At 27.6% G+C, this 20571-nt stretch carries 15 protein-coding genes; 8 read left to right on the forward strand and 7 right to left on the reverse strand.

Annotation, left to right across the window (positions count from 1 at the left end):
• Positions 1-61: 61 nt before the first annotated feature.
• Positions 62-547 (reverse strand): pyridoxamine 5'-phosphate oxidase family protein, encoded by a 486-nt coding sequence (locus tag Q4Q16_RS06760; RefSeq protein ID WP_303346960.1) that lies wholly within the window; start codon positions 545-547, stop codon positions 62-64.
• Between the two features lie 1210 nt (positions 548-1757).
• On the opposite strand from Q4Q16_RS06760, the gene Q4Q16_RS06765 reads away from it, so the two are divergent.
• Positions 1758-2438, forward strand: a complete 681-nt coding sequence (locus tag Q4Q16_RS06765) for a hypothetical protein (protein ID WP_303346961.1) — start codon at positions 1758-1760, stop codon at positions 2436-2438.
• Between the two features lie 304 nt (positions 2439-2742).
• Here Q4Q16_RS06765 and Q4Q16_RS06770 read toward each other — a convergent pair whose 3' ends face one another.
• Positions 2743-3252, reverse strand: coding sequence for a hypothetical protein (locus tag Q4Q16_RS06770; RefSeq protein WP_303346962.1), 510 nt, complete (start codon positions 3250-3252; stop codon positions 2743-2745).
• A 505-nt stretch (positions 3253-3757) separates the two neighbouring features.
• A complete protein-coding gene (gene dcm, locus Q4Q16_RS06775) occupies positions 3758-4837 on the reverse strand; it encodes a DNA (cytosine-5-)-methyltransferase (protein WP_368660216.1) in 1080 nt (359 codons plus the stop codon).
• 373 nt (positions 4838-5210) lie between these two features.
• Between dcm and Q4Q16_RS06780 the strand changes: the two genes are divergently transcribed.
• Positions 5211-6146, forward strand: coding sequence for a hypothetical protein (locus tag Q4Q16_RS06780; protein WP_303346963.1), 936 nt, complete (start codon positions 5211-5213; stop codon positions 6144-6146).
• A gap of 3 nt (positions 6147-6149) precedes the next feature.
• Here Q4Q16_RS06780 and Q4Q16_RS06785 read toward each other — a convergent pair whose 3' ends face one another.
• From Q4Q16_RS06785 to Q4Q16_RS06795, 3 genes are all read right to left on the reverse strand, one after another.
• A complete protein-coding gene (locus tag Q4Q16_RS06785) occupies positions 6150-7442 on the reverse strand; it encodes an LlaJI family restriction endonuclease (protein WP_303346964.1) in 1293 nt (430 codons plus the stop codon).
• Positions 7429-9168 (reverse strand): DUF3578 domain-containing protein, encoded by a 1740-nt coding sequence (locus tag Q4Q16_RS06790; protein WP_303346965.1) that lies wholly within the window; start codon positions 9166-9168, stop codon positions 7429-7431. The genes Q4Q16_RS06785 and Q4Q16_RS06790 overlap by 14 nt, the downstream gene beginning before the upstream one ends.
• A 117-nt stretch (positions 9169-9285) precedes the next feature.
• Entirely contained in the window at positions 9286-10002 is a 717-nt protein-coding gene (locus tag Q4Q16_RS06795) for a hypothetical protein (protein ID WP_303346966.1), read from the reverse strand.
• Positions 10003-10070: 68 nt separating this feature from the next.
• Between Q4Q16_RS06795 and Q4Q16_RS06800 the strand changes: the two genes are divergently transcribed.
• The gene (locus tag Q4Q16_RS06800; protein WP_303346967.1) at positions 10071-10331 is read left to right on the forward strand and encodes a hypothetical protein; all 261 of its coding nucleotides are present in this window, start codon (positions 10071-10073) and stop codon (positions 10329-10331) included.
• Here Q4Q16_RS06800 and Q4Q16_RS06805 read toward each other — a convergent pair whose 3' ends face one another.
• Positions 10332-11453, reverse strand: a complete 1122-nt coding sequence (locus Q4Q16_RS06805; protein WP_303346968.1) for a DNA cytosine methyltransferase — start codon at positions 11451-11453, stop codon at positions 10332-10334. It lies immediately after the preceding gene.
• Positions 11454-11769: 316 nt separating this feature from the next.
• Between Q4Q16_RS06805 and Q4Q16_RS06810 the strand changes: the two genes are divergently transcribed.
• The 5 genes from Q4Q16_RS06810 (at position 11770) to Q4Q16_RS06830 (ending at position 20571) form a co-directional block, all read left to right on the forward strand.
• Positions 11770-11946 (forward strand): hypothetical protein, encoded by a 177-nt coding sequence (locus Q4Q16_RS06810; protein WP_303346969.1) that lies wholly within the window; start codon positions 11770-11772, stop codon positions 11944-11946.
• Positions 11947-11977: 31 nt separating this feature from the next.
• Positions 11978-12136: a hypothetical protein gene (locus Q4Q16_RS06815; RefSeq protein WP_303346970.1), complete on the forward strand. Its 159-nt coding sequence runs from the start codon at positions 11978-11980 to the stop codon at positions 12134-12136.
• A gap of 716 nt (positions 12137-12852) precedes the next feature.
• A complete protein-coding gene (locus Q4Q16_RS06820; RefSeq protein ID WP_303346971.1) occupies positions 12853-16095 on the forward strand; it encodes a helicase-related protein in 3243 nt (1080 codons plus the stop codon).
• A gap of 4 nt (positions 16096-16099) precedes the next feature.
• Entirely contained in the window at positions 16100-17995 is a 1896-nt protein-coding gene (locus Q4Q16_RS06825; protein WP_303346972.1) for a hypothetical protein, read from the forward strand.
• Between the two features lie 11 nt (positions 17996-18006).
• Positions 18007-20571, forward strand: coding sequence for a hypothetical protein (locus Q4Q16_RS06830; protein ID WP_303346973.1), 2565 nt, complete (start codon positions 18007-18009; stop codon positions 20569-20571).

Consider the following 20571-nt stretch of genomic DNA (forward strand, 5'->3'; position numbering starts at 1 on the left):
TAAATAAAAAAGAGACAATTAAAAAAATACTAAATAAAAAGGGATAATTAAAAAAAGAAGACTAGGATTCATTAACTATCTTTCCAGTCATGTGTTCTATCTTCAATGCAAAACACAATGTCCTCTTCAAGTCATGTTCTATTTCAGATTCTATATAATCCTCGTCGTCTGTAAACTTGTAGCTTAAAAGCCTGCTGATTCTTTCAGTTTCTCCCATGTCATCGATCATTTCAATCCTTCCAAAGGCAATCACGCTTTTTATATTCAATGACCATTCTCCAGGCTTTCTGAATCCTGAATCATATGTGCAGAATGATGCCTTGTTGTTTTTCATGATCGCATCAATCTTATGGCCTTTTCTTCCTCCATGGAAATATATTGCATTGTCCTCTGGAATATATAGAAAATTCATTGGCATGCCGTATGGATAGTCATCATCCCCTATTAGGGAAAGGACTCCTCTAGGCTCGTTTTTCAATATTTCCATGCATTCTTCATCTGATAATTTTTGTTTTACTCTAGCTACTTCCCTGAACATGTCAATCATTCTTTATAAATTTTGTTGGCATTGGTTATTAAATTCAATATTAATCATTTCTTTTATTTTTCTGCATAAATATTACTTTTGATAAATTCATTATAAACATTATTCTATTTATGATTGAAATAATATTAAAATTTTCATTTTACTTTTTAAAATGAAAAAAAGCAGTTATTATTATTTAGTTCATTTTTTTGAATATTTAATTAACAAACAATTAAAATTAATTATTTTTATGAAGAATCTTCATAAAAAAGTCAAGTGTATAATAAAATGATAATTTTTATTAGTTATTTAAAAAAATGAATATTTATATATCATTAAAACAAATAATTGTTTAAGAGAATAATATGTATTACTAATACCCCCCCCCTTTTTACATAGTTGTTTTTAACCATTTGCATATTATTCTCCGATTTTTTTTAATTTACTGCTTTTTTTAACCTTTTTCATATAAAAATATTCCCTTAGAAGTCTTGTTTTTATTTGCTCACATTAAAATGAATGTTTTTTAAAAAATAGACTCTTAATTTGATATAAAATAAATTTTTTAAAAAAAAATAGAAGCTTAATCTAAAAAATAAACTAAATTTTTAAAAAAAATAGAATCCTAAACTTAAAAAAAATAACTTTTAAAAAAATAGAATCTTATCCTAGCATCAAGCTTATGATCCAATGCTGATTTTAAAAATGAGATAGAATTTTAAAAAAAAAGAAAAGTTTTTGATTATTCTTCCATTACAAACAAAATTAATAACCGACCCCTACAAAGGTGATTTTAAAAAACCACGATTTTCTTCTAAAGAAGATATATCATTTTACTATATGGCTTTCCCCCCATGCTAAGAGCACCTAATAAAAGCCAATTATATAAAAAGATATATAACCAACCCGAATATAGTTAAACTATAAACTTTATATTAGTTTTGTCCATAATTAAGTATATGAATAATCTCTTACAAAATAAAATGTATAAGTTATCATTATTAAAATTTTTGATAATAAAACTAACTATACAAAAAGTGGAGAAATTAAGTAATCTAAAAAAAATATATTTAATATTAATTGAAAAGATTAATTTATGTTCGAAAATAAAAAAATATGAGAATTTTTTTGAACAATAGTTAAATTCAATACAATTAAAAAATATATACAATATTAGTACAATAATGGGGTGAAATGTTTTATGATATTAAAAAAAATCCAAGGAACTCATATGGATCCAGCTGACTGGATTGAAACCTATATTATAGAAGTTGAATTTTTAAATGATGAAGACAAGACTCAATACCTGTGCATGAGCAGTGAATTCGATGAAGATCATCAATGCATGGTGGAAGATCTTGCCATCACAAATGAGAGCATCTTCGACATTGCCGAAGTAGCATTCAATTTCCCAGCAGACAACAGGGAAGAATATTATTCAGCAAAGGAAGCTGCTGTTGAAGCATACGGCCCTTATAGAAAGGGACTGCTTCCTGTGGACATGGAGATTTCCGAATATAAGAAAATCATCCAGTTCGCTCAGATGGCCCTGATTCATGCAGGCAGCAGTGAAAAGCTGAATGAATTCTTCAAGGTCTATAAAGACAAGGCAATAGATGATGTGGAGCTTATTGAACAGCCAGACTGGACTGCCTTTATTGAAAAGAACATTGAAGATATTGAAAAAGAATGCTATAAAGACGACCTTGGCAACAAAGACGAAAAATTCATAGAGGATTTTGAAAACTTTGTGAATACTCTTAAACAAAAAGCGGAAAGCGAAACAGAGGACAAGATGCGACTGGAATGCTCTTCACTTCTGGACAATACTCTTACAGCGATTGATGACAAGGGAAAAGAAGCTTTATATTCCGGTATTAAAGAGTATGAAGAGCTTTATGGTTCTTTATAGTCTTTTTTAAAATTTTATTCTTTTTTTATTTTTTTTATTTTTTCTAATTAACTGCTATTTTTTTCTAAACAAACCAACTACCCGTTAACCGACTATTTTTTTTAATCAACAAGAAAAATTATTAAAAAAAAGAATGATCATTAAAGAAAAAATCTTTAATTAATTAAGCCTGATATGTTGTGCCTTTCAATACTCTTGCGTCCATGCCTTTTTCAACACATATAGGAAATGCTTGTTTGAATTCAATTCAACCCATCCATGACCCTTACTTTCCATACCATTAATTAAAAATTTGAAGTGATATTTAAATATTCTTAAATTCTTTTAAAATCTTGTTTGAAGCAATTCTGTGTTCATAATTAATTTCAGGATCATTTTGTAAAGTTTCAATAAAAGTATTCATAAAATCATCAGTATTGTTCAATAATCTCAAATAATAGTTTATTGTAGGCAAAACACCATTAACAATAATTTGGCAGCCATGTTCCTCTTTAATATCTATAATTGATTTTTCAATCTTTTCACGATTAACTATTTTTCCTGTTGTTAAAATGTAATACCTTTGGATTTTTGTAGGTTTAATTTTATCATAAGCATCTTGAACCATCATACTATCTATATTTTTTTCAAATTTGACTTCAATAACTTCATATTTTTCTTTACTGACTTCATCTTTGACAACAATATCCCCAGCTTCATGACTGCTTCTATCAGAACTTGTATGAGAACCTAAATTCTCAACATATTTTCCATCAAATCTTTTTATTTCCTTACTAATGCAAGAATAAATAGAATATAATGCAATAACAGGCAAAATAGACGCTCCAGGACTTTATATTTGTAATAGAAGAGTTTTACTAAATAGTTCATTATATCAGAAATAGTAAATTCAGATTCTGATTCAATCGGGTTTATTAAAACAATAGCCCTTTTACTTTTTTCATAAATACTTCTTTGAAATAAACCAGTTAAAATTTCTTCAGGGTCACTCCCTTTTTCTTCTATATTATTAATAAGATTTAAAAATGTGGATTTAACATTGGTATCGCGAATCTTTCCAGGATAATCGAGATTATAAGGAATATTCTGCTCTAAACTTCTAGTTAATCAACCTGATTCTCTCATAGCACCTGCAAACTTTTTTGATTTCAAAAATGGTGTAACATATTTAGTATCAAAACTTCTGCCACTATATCCATTCGCCATATTTGCTTGGTGAAGTCTAATATCTTGCTCAGGATGTAAACATTTATAGGTTAAACAAGTAGTTAAAACTGTAAAAACCCCTTTAAATGTTTCTTCTTTTTCTGCAAGAATTTTTATCCAATTTTTTCATCTTCAGTTAATTTTAGAGTAGAGAAATCTTTTAATTTACTTGCTTTAGTATACATTTTTTCTAAAAATTCGCATTCTGGATCCATATAATTCCCCTCATTTAATATAAATTGATTATTAATTTCTTTTGCAATTTCTTTAATCATATTTACGCATACACTGTTTCCGATACGCCTATATAAATCAGAAGATTTTCCAATCTTCTTAAAATCTTCTGGAAAACCAAAAAACCTAAAACATTCATCAATAGTTAATTTTCTAACTTCACCTTCATCATAAATCCAATATCTGCCAGAAGTTTCACTAGAACTTATAGTGGGATGGTTGCCTTCAGAGGAGTATATCCTATTTGGTTGCTTATGAACTCTTGATAAATGCATAGTTCCAGGCCTAACTCCTTTTTTTCTAATTTTCTTATTACGGTAACCTCTGAATATTAAACCAGATTTTTGCCTTTTATAATCATCAAGCAGTGTATATTCACTATGTTTTAAATATTCAAATTTACCTTCTTTGTCTAAAAATAGTTTCATAGAATCAATAGGAGTTTTATCTAATTTATCAAAATTAAATACTTTTCCATCCTTATTACCTACAATAATTACCCTTTCGCGATTCTGAGGAACTCCAAAATCTCGTGCATTAAGGACTTTATAAGATACTGTATAACCTAAATTATGTAATGATTGTAAAATTATAGACATGGTTCTTCCATGGTCATGTGTGGCTAAGTTTTTAACATTCTCTAAAATAAAGATAGGTGGTTGTTTAACTTCTAATACTCTGCAAATATCAAAAAATAAAGTTCCTCTTGCTTCATCATAAAACCCTTCTTGTTTTCCGCAAATAGAAAAAGCTTGACAAGGAAAACCTGCACATAAAATATCGAAATCTGGTATTTTAGATGGGTCTAATTTTGTAATATCACAGCATGGATTATCCTTAAAATTTTTTTTATACATTTCAATAGCATGAGGATCATTCTCACAACTAAAAACACATTCAAAATTTTCATTTTCTAGCCCTAATCTAAAACCGCCTATTCCGGCAAAAAGGTCTATAATGTAATTTTATTTTTCAAAGTATCAGCCCTAAAAATTTACTATTTTATAATTTTATAATAAATTATGTAGTTTTTTACTTTTAAATGTTTAGAGAGTGTTAGAAAAGTAATTTTTTATATATTTAAAATGTTGAGTCCATATGCTGCAAATTAAAAACTATTTTTTATAATTTAGAATCAAGTATATTAAATAGACATTACATAAAACTGTTAGAAAACATGCCATTTATTAATTTATTTAATTATAAATTTAATTAAAATATATCAAAACTTAGTTGCATTTTTTAAAATTATTAATAAGATAATAGATATGTTTATAGCGAATTTTTAATAAATTTAATATTAACTTTAATCGATTAATAAAAGGGATTTGAATGGATTCAAAAATAGATTTTAAAACAGACTGTGAAAAAAGATATAAAACCAAAACTAGCGCATGTATTCCTAAAAATCTAGATTTGCCTTTTTTTGCTTATGGTTTTTTCAAGCCTCATCAAATAGCTCATTCTAAAATTCAAAGGTATTGTCATAAGGATATTAAGGAAGCATATGTAGAAGGCCACATAAAACATGTGAATGGAATGCCGGTTTTAGATTTGAATAGAATAGGCAATTCTAGTGTTTTAGGTTACATATTGAAATTTAAAAATAGGGATAAGAAAAGAGCGTATAAAGCAATAGGTTACAGCAAACATATGAATATCTACAAATGGAAAGTAATAAGAATCAACGGAAAACCTGTAAACACTTTAGTTAGCTCTACACCAAAAAAGTTAGATGAATTCTATTCCGTAATCCAAAATTTGGAATACGTTGTCCATAAAGAAGATCTGAGAAATAACATATATAATTATGATTGGAGATTAGACCCACTTTATATCGAAACCATCACATACATTCATGATTTAATAAAAGATATGGAATATGATGAGTATAGAAAATTAATTAAAACTCAAATGCTCTATACATCATTATGGACTGTGTTGGATAGGTTTTTGACTTTTAAATATGGGAATACTAAAAAAGGAAATGTAATAGCTTTATCCAAAGAAAAATATTTCAAAGATATTTTAGATGATGTTATAGGTAGAAAATTTAATGACACTAAAGTATTTTCAGCAGAAGATCTGAATTCACATAAATTAGATATAGATGACCCTAAAGAAGCAGCTTTGTATTATTATACTTTAAGGAATAATGTGGTTCATAGCGGTAAGATGTTCTCTTCAGAGAATGCGATGTTATTTGAAGCATTGAAAGAATTATTAGATATTTTTGAAAGAGTTTTAAACGAAGTTAGAAATGAATAATAATTAATTACTATTTCGAAGCCTATCCCTATTTTCTTTACAGGCACATTCAATAGTATTAGCTAATTTCATTTTATTTTCTGTTGATTTACTTCTATAAGAATCCATTAAAAATTTAGTGTCTACTAAAATTCCTTGAATGTATTCGTAATTCTTTTCATTTTTTTTCCACTCTGACACAGCTGCACCGATATTAAAAAATGGTTTATCTGATGGAAACTTTTCTTCATTTTCATTATTAAAAGGAATTAAGAATGCATTGTATATATTATTTGGGTTAATTTTTTTATTTATTTCTATATTCTCAGCATATGTAATCTGTTTGTTTATATCAGCATTCTGTGGCAAATCTTTTTTATTATTTGAATCACCATATTGATAATATTTAGCATCAAGAACGAAGTAACAATAATTATCTTCACTATCATTTGCACACATAATAGAATCTGGTTGAAGAGGGTGTGATGGTTGACTTCTTTCCCCATCAGATAATATCCAACATGCCTTAGGATAATACTCTATTTTTTCCTCGGTTCCAAAAGCTTTATCAATCAATCCTTCCCAAACATTTTCAAATGAGTTAGTTCCAAAATGGAACTTATTTCCATGTTCATCTTCATCTATCGACTCAATAATATCTATCATTGATTGAAATAATCTTTTTTTATTATCATTATTAGTATTAGCTAATTTGGTTCTAAGAATTGACAAAAATCTTTTATCATCAAATGGCCCTCCTGCTTTTGGAGGCATGAATGAAGTAAAAATCCATCCCACCCTTTCAAAACTTATACGGACACAATGCTGATGAATTCTTGTAATTTCATTATTTTCATTTGGAGTAGATTGTTTTACTGTGAACAATGTATAAATTGGAGAATAGGTACAATTATTTCTATTTAATGACAATAAAGGCTTTTGTTGTTTTATAGTTCTTGACCAATCAATTTTTCCTTTTTCCCTAGTTTTGTAAACTGGTTCTACTTCAGTATAATAACCATTTTCCAAATAATAACGAATTATTTCAAGGTAAGCATTTATAGGGAATTCTACATCATGGCTTTCTTCATACTTTTTTTCCGTAATGGAACCTTCCTTTTTGTCTTTAAATTCATTTAAAATATCAAATAATTTAAGTATGTCCCTACGAATTTCTTCATCTGTTTCGGAAAGCCTATAACCTATTGGAAAATAAACCAGTGCATCTCCACCATTCGCCTTGAGCCCAACAAAACGATTTTCACTATCATGTTTAACAACATTAATTCTATCTCTCAAAGTATTATTGCTGGTCATGTTCTTGTTCCTGGTTTGATTTTTCTGCTAGACCAATATATGAACGAGCTTCATTGGTAAAAATAGAAAATCTATCTTCATTTTTAGGTGCACTGAATTTTTCAACAAAATATTCTAAAGTAAATAATTCAACTTCTTCTTTATCAAATATTTTATCTCTATCAAATTTAAAAGCATCATCCCATAAATATTTTAAAACTTTTTCAGCAAATTTGTTATTTTGTAATTGAGCATCCTCTTTTTGTGTTTCAGTAGCATTTTCATCATTAACTGCATTATCAAATAACAAATCATCTTTCCTAACAAAGTATGCTCCTAATCTTTTATCTTCAGATGATAAAGTAGTAGAATTTATTTCTATAATAAATTTATTAATTCCCTTACAAAATTCATTCCACTTTTTATTTGTGTTCAGTATTTGTATTGCGAATTCTTTATCATCTAAATCATTTTCAATTAAACGCATCTTCCAACGTCTTTGGAAAGCTGTATCTAAAGTAAATACATTCTGGTCTGATGTATTCATAGTTGCAATAATATTTAAATTAGAGGGAATCCTAACTTTATGATTTTTATTATCGTATACTTTATATGCTATATTTGAATTAGTTATTGCATATTCACTGGTGCCCTTTTTAAACCCATCTTTATAAGATTCCATTCTATCCAATAATTGAAAAACATCACCAAAAATAGCTGGTGCATTACCCCTATTTAATTCTTCAATTATTAAATAAAAACTTTCATTAGGATTTTTAAATGCTTTTTCCAAAATAGATGTGAATGGACCAGGTACAAAGTCATATGTAACATTACCATCAGAAACGATAGGAAGAATTTGCCCTATAAAATCACCATATGTATAATCAGGATGGAAGATTACTCTTTCCATTCTGGAATCATCATCACAGTAATCTTGTTCAATAGCATAACTTTTTCCAGAACCTGGAACTCCATAAAGTAAAATATTTTCTCCATTCGGTTCCCTTTGGGCTAAATCTAACGGATGAAAATGGTCATATACTTCTAAAACCCTATCAAAGATTTTGTATTCTTTAGCAAAATTATACATTGCCATCATTTCAAAAATATCATTATTTAAATCTTCTTCACTTATTTCGTTGCTAGATAATTCTTCAGCAGTATACTCTTTAGCAAAAATAGTTCCAGCTTCATATTCTTCACTGTGATTATATTCCCCATTGAAATCTACAACATCATCAAAATTATCTAAATTAAAATTTAAATCATTTCGTGATTGATAATAATATAAAAAAATAGTTTTAAAAACATTGGTCAAATATTCTAATGTATTAATATCATTTGGAGAAAGTTTACTTGAAGAAGTAAAATTGCCTGTTCCTATAGCTAAAGAGAAAAAAACTCCAGTTTTATCAGGTTTAAATAAGAAAACAGGATAAAATCCTTTCGATGCGTTTGTAGTTATTTCAACATCAAAAATTGGTATATAACAAATATCCGTCCAGTTTTTACCATGCCCATACTTCCCTGTAGTATTATAGCCATCTCCTATAATATTTTTTATTATTCCGGGAATTTTTTTAGTAATGGTTTTACCCCACTCTTTAGACTCCAAATATTTTTCATTAGTATAAGCATATCTCTCATCTCCAGTAGCTTTATATCGTGCATCTTCTATTTTTTTACCATTGTACTTTGTTCTAACAAGATCTATTAATTTAACTAAATTTTCTTCAGACTCCATTACTATTCCCCTTTAAAAAAATATTATTTGACAAATATAAAACAGTTAATATATAGTTTACTATTTGAAAATATTTATAATTTTTTAAAGAGATAAGAAATAAAATAATTATTAAAATTATTTTTTTAAATCTTCTTTTAATAACTCAAACATTTCTTCTTTAACTTTTTTATTAGATTTTAGAACAAATTTTGCATTTGAAATCTTCCTTATTCGTCCTCTCTTAGTATAAACAAAATTATCTTTTTCTATCGCATTACACATTTCACATTGTGGAATAATATTTACTATGGTTAATGGTTTATTGGGATCAATATGGCCTTTTTGTAATTTTGTTATATTACCATAACGATAATTTTTTTCTCCTTCTTTTGAACCACATGTAGCACACCTATAATCATAATCCTCTTTTAAATTTTCCCAATCATCTTCAGTTAATTCAATTTCCCTCCTTAAACTATCAAAATTAGGATAAGGCTCTTCAACACTTATTAAGCAATACTCTCCAGAATTAACATTATAATGAGAGCATTCTGGGTCCCCCCGTTTTCCACTAATAATGTACCATCCTGATTGCTTGCCTAACATTCTTCCTGCTTGGACATCACCCGATGTGCCATCTGTTGGATATTGTAAAACAAAGTCTGTTAAGTCTTCTTTTTTGACAGGTTGTTTAAAATTAATATACAAATATATTAATGCTAAAGATGAACGAATATATTTTTCACCTCTTTTAAACCCAGGAATTTTTACTCCATACTCTTTTAAATATAATTCATGGTTATTAGCTAACTCATCATAATATTTTTTTAACTCATTTTCTTCAAGATACATAATTTTATTTAAGTAAAAAACAATTTTTATATATAGTTACATATTTATGTAACCAAATGAGGAATTTTATGATGAATAAAGAGTTAAATTATATTTTAAAAAGTGAAATTAGGTTCCATATAATATTACAATTAAAAAATGGAATTAAAACTCCAAAAGAATTATCATCAAAAAAATTCTATTTAAGTCATATTTCTACAAATCTGAAAGAATTAGAAAATAAAAATTATGTAATATGTGTTAACCCAGAAGATAGGAAAAATAAGAAGTATTCGTTGACTAAAAAAAGTGAAGAAATATTAAACTATTTACATAAAATAACAAAATAATTATTCGAATTTTGACAAAGATTTTTTCATTTCAAAAGCAATGGCTTTTGCTAGTAAGGGTGGTACAGCATTCCCTACTTGTTTATATTGTTGACTACTTGAACCCATGAATTCAACATAATCTGGAAAAGATTGCAATCTACAAGCTTCTCTGACTGTGATGACCCTATTAGATGTAGGGTGTAAAAATCTTCCTGGGGCACTAGCACAACCACAATTACCTGTAATGGTATCTGCAGGTTTATTTTCATCTAATTTTCCATAAATATTTGAATAACCTCTTTTGAGTTTTAAATCATCCGGCAAATTTCCATGATTTCCGCCCTGAGGAATATTTTTTATCCTTTCAATAACTACTTTTGAATGATTTGGTGCTTTATGATTAAACAATTTTTTACTGTTTTTTCTACAAAATTTTTGATAATCATTTTCAGGCTCTTTATCGTATTTTTCTGCAGATTCGTTACATTCAATAGTAGGTAAATCAGAAACGGCATCTTTTACTGTTAAATATGAATTAGAGTTTTCAAAAAAACTAAACAAAGATTTTTTATCATGATGTGTAGATTTAGGGAATTTAAAAATAAAATTGTAATTTTTTTTAATTCCTGCGAAGAAAATTCTTTTTCTAAATTGGGGAACTCCATAATCTGCAGCCAACAAGACTTTAGATTTTACATTATAGCCAATTTCATCAAAAATATCAATTAATTCATCTTTAATTAATTCTCCTTGACCGTTTTTCATAGAAGCAAGGCCAGAAACATTTTCCATTAAGAACATTTTTGGTTTAATTTCATTAACAATATCTGCATAAATTCTAACTAAATTATTTCTTGGATCATCAATCATCCTATTTCCAACTGTGCTGAACCCTTGACAAGGTGGACCCCCAATAACAACATCAATATCTTTAGAGTCTATGTTATTATTTTTTAAAAAAGAAAGAATATCGATATTATTTAAATCTACATTAAAGCCTTTAGTATTTGGATGAGAATTTTTATATGTATCTAAAAAATTTGGTTCTATATCAAAACCTGCTAATATATTAAAACCAGCCAATTCAAAACCTAGACTTAAACCTCCTGCTCCACAAAATAAATCAATGATATTATACATGAAAATCTCCTTAGCCTTTAAAATAAAAAAATATAAAAATAATATTTTTTAGGAACTATTTTATTATAAAATTTTTTTAAAAAATAAAAATTATCGATTTAACAAATTTTTATAATTTTATATTAAACTTAAATACTTATAAATCTTAAGAGAGCAGTTGAAAACAAATATTTAAAAATAGTTAACCATACTTTAAAATTCATAAAAATACTTAAACTATCTATTACAAATAGTAAACATCTTATTTAAATAAAAAACATTTAAATACCACCTTAAACACAAAACAAACCATAAAAATCATTTTAAAGTGATAAAAATGTGTGAAGAAAAGTTAAAAAAAGTAATAGATATGGAAACCGAAAAAATAAGAGACAAGTATGATCAATGCCAAAATCTAGTGAGATTATATCAAATATGGGAAGTAAAGAAGATGACTGGAATTGACATTGAGACAATCAAGTTAATGAGGTCCAAACTAAAAAAAAGAAAATAAGATATGTGAACTCCAAACAGACATAAGGGATTTGGACTATGAAATAAGCTATAATATGGGATTTGAAATGGGGGTGATGGAAAGCAAATACTCTGCAGCATACCAACTGCTTAAAAACGACTGGAAAATTGAAGATATAGCCAGAATAACAGAACTTGACCAAGATCAAATCAAACAATTAATTGATTAGACATGCAAATCATCTTTAGGCAAACATCATTTATCAAGATGATTTCTATGGTAGACCAGTTCGAAAGGCGACCTATCCTCCCATGGATTCTTAGGGGCTAAAATTAAATGAAGTTTTTAGCTCCTGAATCTAACAATTAAAATTTATGCACAAGGAATTTATTGTTTACAAATAATTTTCTCAACTAATTTTACTTATTTTTAACCATATCATTATAATTTTACAGCTTTACTGAAAATTGGCTTTAAAATTATATAGTACCCTACAGAAAGTATTTTAAAAAAAAATAAAACCTTGAATGAAAGTAAAAATTAAAAATTATCTTATACAGCCATTAAGATAATCCTCAATTTCTTCATCACTCATTTCTTGATGTTCTCCTTCAAGCCTTCACACAAGGTGTCAAAGTAGTCCCGTGACAGCCCATAATAATCCCAAATTGTGCTGTTTGTAAGTATTTTAAGCTCAAAGCCGTCCATTTCACCAAGGCCAATTATCTCATTATACCAGTTTGGATTGTCTTCAGGGGTTCGACCAGAATTTTCCCGTCTACAGACGTGTTCAAACTGAACTTCATTAAAAAAATCTTGATAATTAATTAAATTTATAACTTATGAATTTTAGATTTAATATCAACTACTAACAAGGGGGTTTTTACTATAGAAATTGATTATAAAGAATATCAAAGATTTGCTAATATTTTAACTGATGATATAATGTTAAAATTAATAGGCAAACATGACAATTTTTTAAGATATAAGGAAACTCATACTCCTTCTAGAACTATTTTTGTTGGGAATTTAGAAGAAGCTAGCAGTATTGATGTGAATGACTCCAAATCAGGATCTTCAAACTCATTATCTGTAAGATTTCTATTAAATGATTTAAATGATAAAATTGACTTAAATTTATCATTATCTGTTTTTTATAGAGTATATCCTACTTTTGAAGAGCAAGAAAAATACATCAAAATAAATTATGAAGATACTGATAATGTTAATCAGTTTAAGATGGGTAATATTTGGAAAAGAAAAGATATTCCACTGAATCTTATAAGCTTTGATAAGGATGAAATTTTTACAGTTGAATTGAAGGATTATATTCAAGATATTTTAGAATCAGATGAATTATATTTAAATTCTGAAGACATACCTGCAGATATTGCTAAAGATGAAGATAAATATAATTCATTTATAAAAGAATTACCTAAAAAAGATAACTCTTTTCTTAATTGGACTGTGGAAATCTCATTAAAAACTCAAAAATTCACTCAAGATAAAAAGGAGCTAGTATTATGTACTATTTCATTAGTAAATAAGTCTGAAAGTCCGGATATTAATTTTAAACTTTACGAAAGTAATATTTTTGCTCCAAGTTTAGATATTAACCTTAATAACAATACTCCAGTTCCTTTTAAATATAAGTATACTCATGAAGGATATGCAAAAATATATGAAGAATATTTAAGATGTGTAAACTGCCAAGGAAAATTAAAAAATAACCATATAACAACAAGTGCTTACTCTTCATATGACCAACCAAAAGTTACCCCAAAAAACCAGATAGAAGGGGCAGATATTAGATTTGAAACATTATCTACTGAAGAAGGATTAAATGAATTAACTAAAATTTATGAATTAATGAATGAACACCTCAATGATTGTGAAACTAAAGAACCCGATGAAGAATATTCTGAACAGATTTCTAATTTTAGGAAGATGCAAGATAGTTTTTACAAAGGGATAAATCTATTAAAAAATAATCCAAAGTCTTTAAAAGCATTTTTATTAATGAATAAAGCATTTAAATTAAATTCTGAAGAAAAAGGATATGATTCCTGGAGATTATTCCAGATAGTTTTCATTGTTTCAGAATTAGTTGATGTGGTTGAAAAATCGTTTTCTAAAGATACCTGTTCATTATTGCATGTTATGACTGGTGGAGGTAAATCCGAAGCATACTTTGGATTAGTCATATTCTCAGCATTTTATGATAGGATTACCGGAAAAACATTTGGCGTGACAGCATTTACTAAATTCCCATTAAGAATGTTATCCATTCAACAGTTACAGAGAATTGCCAATATATTTATTTGGGCAGAAGAAATAAGAAAAAATGAAAATTTAGGAGGCGAACCATTTTCCATAGCCTATTATGTCGGTTCTACTGATGATGAATTCCCTGATTATAACTATAAAGTCCTTAAAATTATTGAAAAAAATGCAAATGATGGTTTAGATACACCAGGAAAAATTATTGATACTTGTCCAATTTGTAAAGATCATCCTCCCGTATTTTTAGAAATGGACCCTGATAATAAAACAATTATCCATAAATGTAGTGAATGTGGACGAGAGTATCGCTTGTATTTTAGTGATGATGAGATATATCGTATGATTCCCACATTTATTGTTTCTACTGTTGATAAACTTGCATCTGTGGCCCAAAATAGAAGATTTAAAAATTTATTCGGAGGCAAGTTGGATATTTGTCCAAACGGCCATGGATTTAATTCAAGAAATGACATATGTTTCTACAAAGATAAGAATTCAAACCAATGCAAAGAAAAAGGAAATCCGGTTCAAATTGACTTTAATACAGGACCTAGTTTGATGATACAGGATGAACTTCACCTTATTCGTGAAGGATTTGGTACTATTGATTCTCATTTTGAATCCATGTTTGAAGCTTTAGAACAAGAACTAGGGGGATTTTCATTTAAAAGAGTAGCAATGACCGCTACTGTTGCAGGTGCTAGAAATCAGATAAAACAATTGTATGATAAAGAAACAGTAATTTTCCCACCAAAATTAATAAATTCCAAGGGAGAAGACTTCTTTTTTAACTATGAAAAATATGATGATAAAAAACCAATAATTCAAAGAAGAATACTTGGAATCAAACCAAATCATTCTGTAATTTCACCTTTAACTGCAATATTAAGATATTCTGCACAATTTTTTAAATATTTGGATGAAAATTTAGAAGAATTTGCTGAAAAATATGAATTTGACTTAGAAGATTTAATCGTGATAAAAGAATATTATAAACAGATTTTAACTTATCACAAAAAGAAATCTGCAACACAAATTGTTAGTTATTTTGCAGAGAGCTTTATTAATGGCCGTGAAGATTCTTATAATATTGAAGCCAGACCATTAACAGGAGAAAATAATTTAGAATATATCAAGGAAACAATAGATTTGGTTGAAAACTATTACAAAAATCCAAATAATAGTAACCGGTTGCTCTCCATAAATGCTACAAGCATTGTGTCACATGGAGTGGATGTCGATAAATGGAATTTCATGGTATTCGATGGAATGCCTAATAATACCTCAGAATATATTCAAGCCTTAAGTCGTGCTGGACGTAAAAAATTTGGAGTTATCTTCTTAACATTTGTACCTCACAGAACTAGAGATCTAAGTTTTTACCATAATTTTAATGAATATCATGAAATATTGAATGATAAGGTTGAAAATGTTGCACTTTCAAGATGGACCAAATTGGGATTCGATCAAACATTTACTAGTGTATTCTTAGGGGCAATATTAAATTATATGTCTGATATATGTGAAAAACCGATTTATTTAGTCAAAGATGTTCGAAAACTTTTCATTAATGACTATGAAAATATTAATAATGCTAAAAGAGAGGATATCAATCAGGAATTACTTCAATTATTGACTGATTTCTTGCATAAATCATATATAACTGATTATGAAGTTACAGGTTCTAAATATTTCCGCGAGAGCATTAAAAGAGAAGCTGAGGATAGAATATTAGCTTTAGCAAATTATGGAATTTCCAGGGATAATTCTACATTCTTAAATAAAGCCTTGAAGAATAATGATAATAAGAATTATAATACCCAAATGGGTATGAGAGGCATTCAAGACATAATAATTTTAAAACCTGGAAATGGTGAAAGTACATTTAGGAATAATTGGAGGTGATTTTATGGATGATTACAATATGAAAAAAAAGTTTTCTGCTTACAGTGCACTTTTTAATCTAACTCCATGGTCTACTTTTATGAGAGACGGATTATCAAACAGAGTAGTGGTTTTATTTAATGATGAGAATGAAATAAATTTAAAAATTAACAATGAAAAAAGATTAATAACAAATTTGTATAATTATATTCGGGATATGTATAATAAACGCATAGATAACCATAATCTTACATTAAAAGAACTTCCCCATGTTCCTTATGATGACATGATAGAGATTGTTAAATTACAATTAAAATTCGATGATTCAGAATCTAGTTCTGGAAAATATGTAACTTATCCAAGAACTTTTTATTGTGAAAAATGTGGAGATTATGTTTATTTTAAAAATGATGCTGAATTCGAGAATTTTAATCCAAAAAAATGTCGAAAATGTTCAGACGGCCAATATACTCAATTTCATTTTGTAGGATTCTGTGAAGAATGTGGAAACATTCAACCATGTTCTCAAGGATGTAAAGAACATCATTTAGAAGATATTGAGCTTAAACGTAGAGACAAGGATGATTTGAAAACTTGGCAATTAAAATGCAGAATATGCGGGAAAGAAAGAGATTTCGTTCCAACATGTTATCATAACGACTTCAATGGAGATTCTTTAATCAAAAAAAGCAAACCTTTCAAAACCATGTTTCCTTTAAATATGAATGAAGGCTCCGTATTTAAATCTGTAGTAAAAACAATTGTTGATATTCCTGAGGGTTTTGGTAATTACCGTCCAGGAACTGAACCTAACCCAGATTATATTTTATTTGGCCTTTATTTACAAAAATTTGATGAATTATATAAGAATGTATCCTTCAGAAAAGTAAGTAGAGATTTGAATATTTATTTCAGTTATCTAGATGAAGATGAAGAAGATATTGAAGACGATGGATATACAAAACAGTTTGAAAGAGGGCAGAAAATAAATGAAATAGTTGAAACATTAGAAAGAGAATATTCAATCAAAGAAATATCAGAAATAAATGATTATTTGATTTTAACAAGCTTTTTCGATAAAAGTAAAGATAAAGATTTATTTATTCCTAGCTACAACGAATATTTCAAATCTGAAACAGAATCAGAAGATATGGATTTAAACTCTTTTGAAGATAATGATGATTATGAATCATTTAAAAATGATTATAATATTTCCAATATAATCTATATTCCAGATATTCATTTAATTTCATCATCTATAGGAAAAATAAGAGGAATTAATAAATTTTACGATGATTCATTTGTTCCTCATTTTGAGCCTCATTGGAAAAATATGGCAGAAAATAAGATTAAAATCTATGCATATCCTTTCCAAACAGAAGGTTTGATGATTGATTTGGATAAAATCAAGATTGTTAATTGGTTAATAAGAAATGATAAATTAATTATTGATGATAAAAAGATTACTGAAGAAATCAGCACATATAATGAAGCTAAGGAAATATTATTTAAATTAGATGAAAATAAAGAGAATTCATCATATTACGAAGTGAAAAAACTATTACATACTTTTTCCCATATTTTAATAACTAGATCAAGTTTATACACTGGTTTGGATGTGAATTCTTGTGGCGAAATAATTTTCCCTAAATCTGGGGCCTTTGTTATTTATTCTACAAGCAACATCAATATTGGAGGATTCAAGTTTGTATTTGAAAATTCATTGAAAGAGTGGTTTAACAATGTAAAACTAGATATCACAGATTGTATTTTCGATCCAACATGTATTCAAGACGCAGGAGCCTGTTTCTCATGTTTGCATTTACCTGAGTATGTGTGTTCTGAATTTAATGACCATCTTGACAGGGATGTGTTCATAGGAGAACATAGATATAATTTTGGTTTTTGGAATGACCTTTAATGAGGGGTTTTATGGTTCTTAAAAAATGGAATAAGGTTATTAACAGCAGAATGGGATGTTATTTTCCAGAGAGAAATAATGACAAGACATTAGAGTTTCCTAAAAACTTAAGTCCCTTAACAAACTTTTCTTTAGATGTTTTTGCAAACACAATATCAGAGAAAAATTTAATTATTAATTTTCCTGATTTTAAACTGGGCCCCATTTCATTATTTGCATATATATTTTCTGAAAAATTTAAACAAAGCATATATGTTTTAGCTAATGAAAAGGGAGATTCCTTAAATAGCAGATCTAAAATTTCACTTAATAAGAACCACTATTTGTTAAGTGATTATGGCGAGTTTATTTTCCACAGATTGCCAATTTTTTATTTAAAAAGACTTAATGAAAATGAGGATAATTATCAAGAAAATCCAATAAAATATAAATTGTCTTTAGAAAAATATCTTCCCCGTGCTAGTCGGAAATTTAAAAAAGAATATACTGAAAAAAGAGTTTTAAATCAGAATTTCTTTCCAAAAATTATTATAGATACCGACAGCTCTTTGCATAGCATCAAAAACAAATTAAAAATCATTCTTGAAACTAATGATAAATATATTAATCCTGAGAAGTTTCCTATTGGTTTAATCATTATTGAAGACGGAGATAGATTCTTTCGATCATTTGGTCGATTGGAAAATTTCATAACTTGGTTTAAAGAATTAGATAAAGATGTTAAGCTATTAATACATTTTAATAATCCTCCTATAGAATATGTGAAAATACTAATAAAAGAATTGAATTTCGCTGTATTACCGTTTAATAAATTCATTTTAACAAATAACGATTATTTAAATGAAAACTCCAGACATTACTTTGAAAATAGAGGAACTGTTAATTTAGAACATTTGAGTCGCTATAATTTAGATTCAGATATTTTTATTAAAGAAAACATAAATGTTACTATTTATGATGATATAATCAATTCCGGTTCAATTGATATGTTTTTCTCTAATGCCTACTCTTCATTTAAAAAAATAGACATGGATACTGTTTATAATCAAAATTCTCTTCACAAAGCCAGAGAACTACTGTTTAATTTATATAATTTAACAATTAATCCAAACTATTTAAAAATTTCATTTAAATTTAATAATCATTGGATTAGAGGAAACATATATCATTTTATCCAAGATTTCAAGAGTAAATTGTATATGGAAAATCACAAGAATAGATTTTTGATTTATGACTTTTTAGATTCATTGAGCAGCATGTATTTTGAATTGTCTAGCTGCAAACGTGTTAATGAAGATTTATCTTATTCAAGAAAAGCCAAAGACTATGTTTTATACGAACTATTGGAGGATTTGATTAAACAGAAAAAAGAAGTGTTTGTCGGCACTTATATTGATACTGAACCTACTGTTTTAAAGCAAACTTTGGAAAAGGGAGAGTTTTCTAATGCGGATTCAGTAGTTCCAATTTCTATGGAAATGCTTATTCAAAAACCCGATTCTGAAAAAGTTGGAAAAACACTAGTTTTGCCGGGCATTATTCCAGAAATGTTCACTTCAGAAATATTTAAACCATATGACGAAATAATTATCTTATCCTACGAAGGTAGAAATCATAAATATCTGGTGGAACAATTGAATCGGCTTGTATTTGGGAATATTATTGAAGAAAAAGAGTATATGGATTATTTCAATGAAGCATTAGAGCCTTTTGATTCTGAAGTGGCTCGTGAGATATTGGATAATTTTTATAAAAGATTTAATGAAATAGAATTTGAAGAAGAAAAAACCATAGAAGAAACAGAGCCTATGGAATCAGAATTTGAAGAAAGTGAAAATATTTTCAATATAGATATTAATTTCGACAATTATATGAATGATTGGACTGAAAGTAAATCCAATTTAAGTTCGGATATTTCCAATGAAATAGATTATAAACATTATGACACTATTTCATTTAATTTACAGAATATTTCAAATAATAATTTTGTAGAAAAAAAATTACCTGTAAATAAGTCATATTTAACATTCGACAACATCTACCATATTGATGATGCAAAAGAACTAAAACCGTCTGAATTGAAAAGCGGGGATTATATCGTCATTATTGACAATGATGAAAAAAAATCCTTATTAAGCTTAGTAATAGATGCTTCTGATTTGAAATCTAAAATAAAATCTGATTTAGTTGAATATTGGAAATTAGAATTTTTAAATTTTGTTGAAATGAATAACCTCAAATATTCAGAGGTTTTTGAATTGTATCGTGAAGAAGGCGGGGATAAAACATATCAAACTGTCATGCAATGGTGTAAGGGCGAGTTAATCGGTCCCCAATCTAGTGAAGATTTATACATCATAGGCAAACTTATTGATAATGATTTCATCATAGAAAATTACAGAATAATTTTTAGACAAATTGCATTAGTAAGAAATTCACATCGTTTAATAGGAAGGAAATTGAAAAAGATGATTAAATCTATTTTAACTGATGAATACTTAGATCTTTCCAGTTTAAACGACAGCGAATACTTAATTTATGAAAATATACAAAATGGAATTTATAAAATTGTTTAA

Origin of the sequence: Methanobrevibacter sp. (assembly GCF_030539875.1) — an archaeon.
Lineage (GTDB): Archaea > Methanobacteriota > Methanobacteria > Methanobacteriales > Methanobacteriaceae > Methanocatella.

Bases quoted from the DNA above. Each gene is read 5' to 3' on its own strand.
- Q4Q16_RS06760 (WP_303346960.1), bottom strand. From the start codon at position 547: ATGATTGACATGTTCAGGGAAGTAGCTAGAGTAAAACAAAAATTATCA.
- Q4Q16_RS06765 (WP_303346961.1), top strand. From the start codon at position 1,758: ATGGATCCAGCTGACTGGATTGAAACCTATATTATAGAAGTTGAATTT.
- Q4Q16_RS06780 (WP_303346963.1), top strand. From the start codon at position 5,211: ATGGATTCAAAAATAGATTTTAAAACAGACTGTGAAAAAAGATATAAA.
- Q4Q16_RS06785 (WP_303346964.1), bottom strand. From the start codon at position 7,442: ATGACCAGCAATAATACTTTGAGAGATAGAATTAATGTTGTTAAACAT.
- Q4Q16_RS06790 (WP_303346965.1), bottom strand. From the start codon at position 9,168: ATGGAGTCTGAAGAAAATTTAGTTAAATTAATAGATCTTGTTAGAACA.
- Q4Q16_RS06795 (WP_303346966.1), bottom strand. From the start codon at position 10,002: ATGTATCTTGAAGAAAATGAGTTAAAAAAATATTATGATGAGTTAGCT.
- Q4Q16_RS06800 (WP_303346967.1), top strand. From the start codon at position 10,071: ATGATGAATAAAGAGTTAAATTATATTTTAAAAAGTGAAATTAGGTTC.
- Q4Q16_RS06805 (WP_303346968.1), bottom strand. From the start codon at position 11,453: ATGTATAATATCATTGATTTATTTTGTGGAGCAGGAGGTTTAAGTCTA.
- Q4Q16_RS06810 (WP_303346969.1), top strand. From the start codon at position 11,770: ATGTGTGAAGAAAAGTTAAAAAAAGTAATAGATATGGAAACCGAAAAA.
- Q4Q16_RS06820 (WP_303346971.1), top strand. From the start codon at position 12,853: ATGTTAAAATTAATAGGCAAACATGACAATTTTTTAAGATATAAGGAA.
- Q4Q16_RS06825 (WP_303346972.1), top strand. From the start codon at position 16,100: ATGGATGATTACAATATGAAAAAAAAGTTTTCTGCTTACAGTGCACTT.
- Q4Q16_RS06830 (WP_303346973.1), top strand. From the start codon at position 18,007: ATGGTTCTTAAAAAATGGAATAAGGTTATTAACAGCAGAATGGGATGT.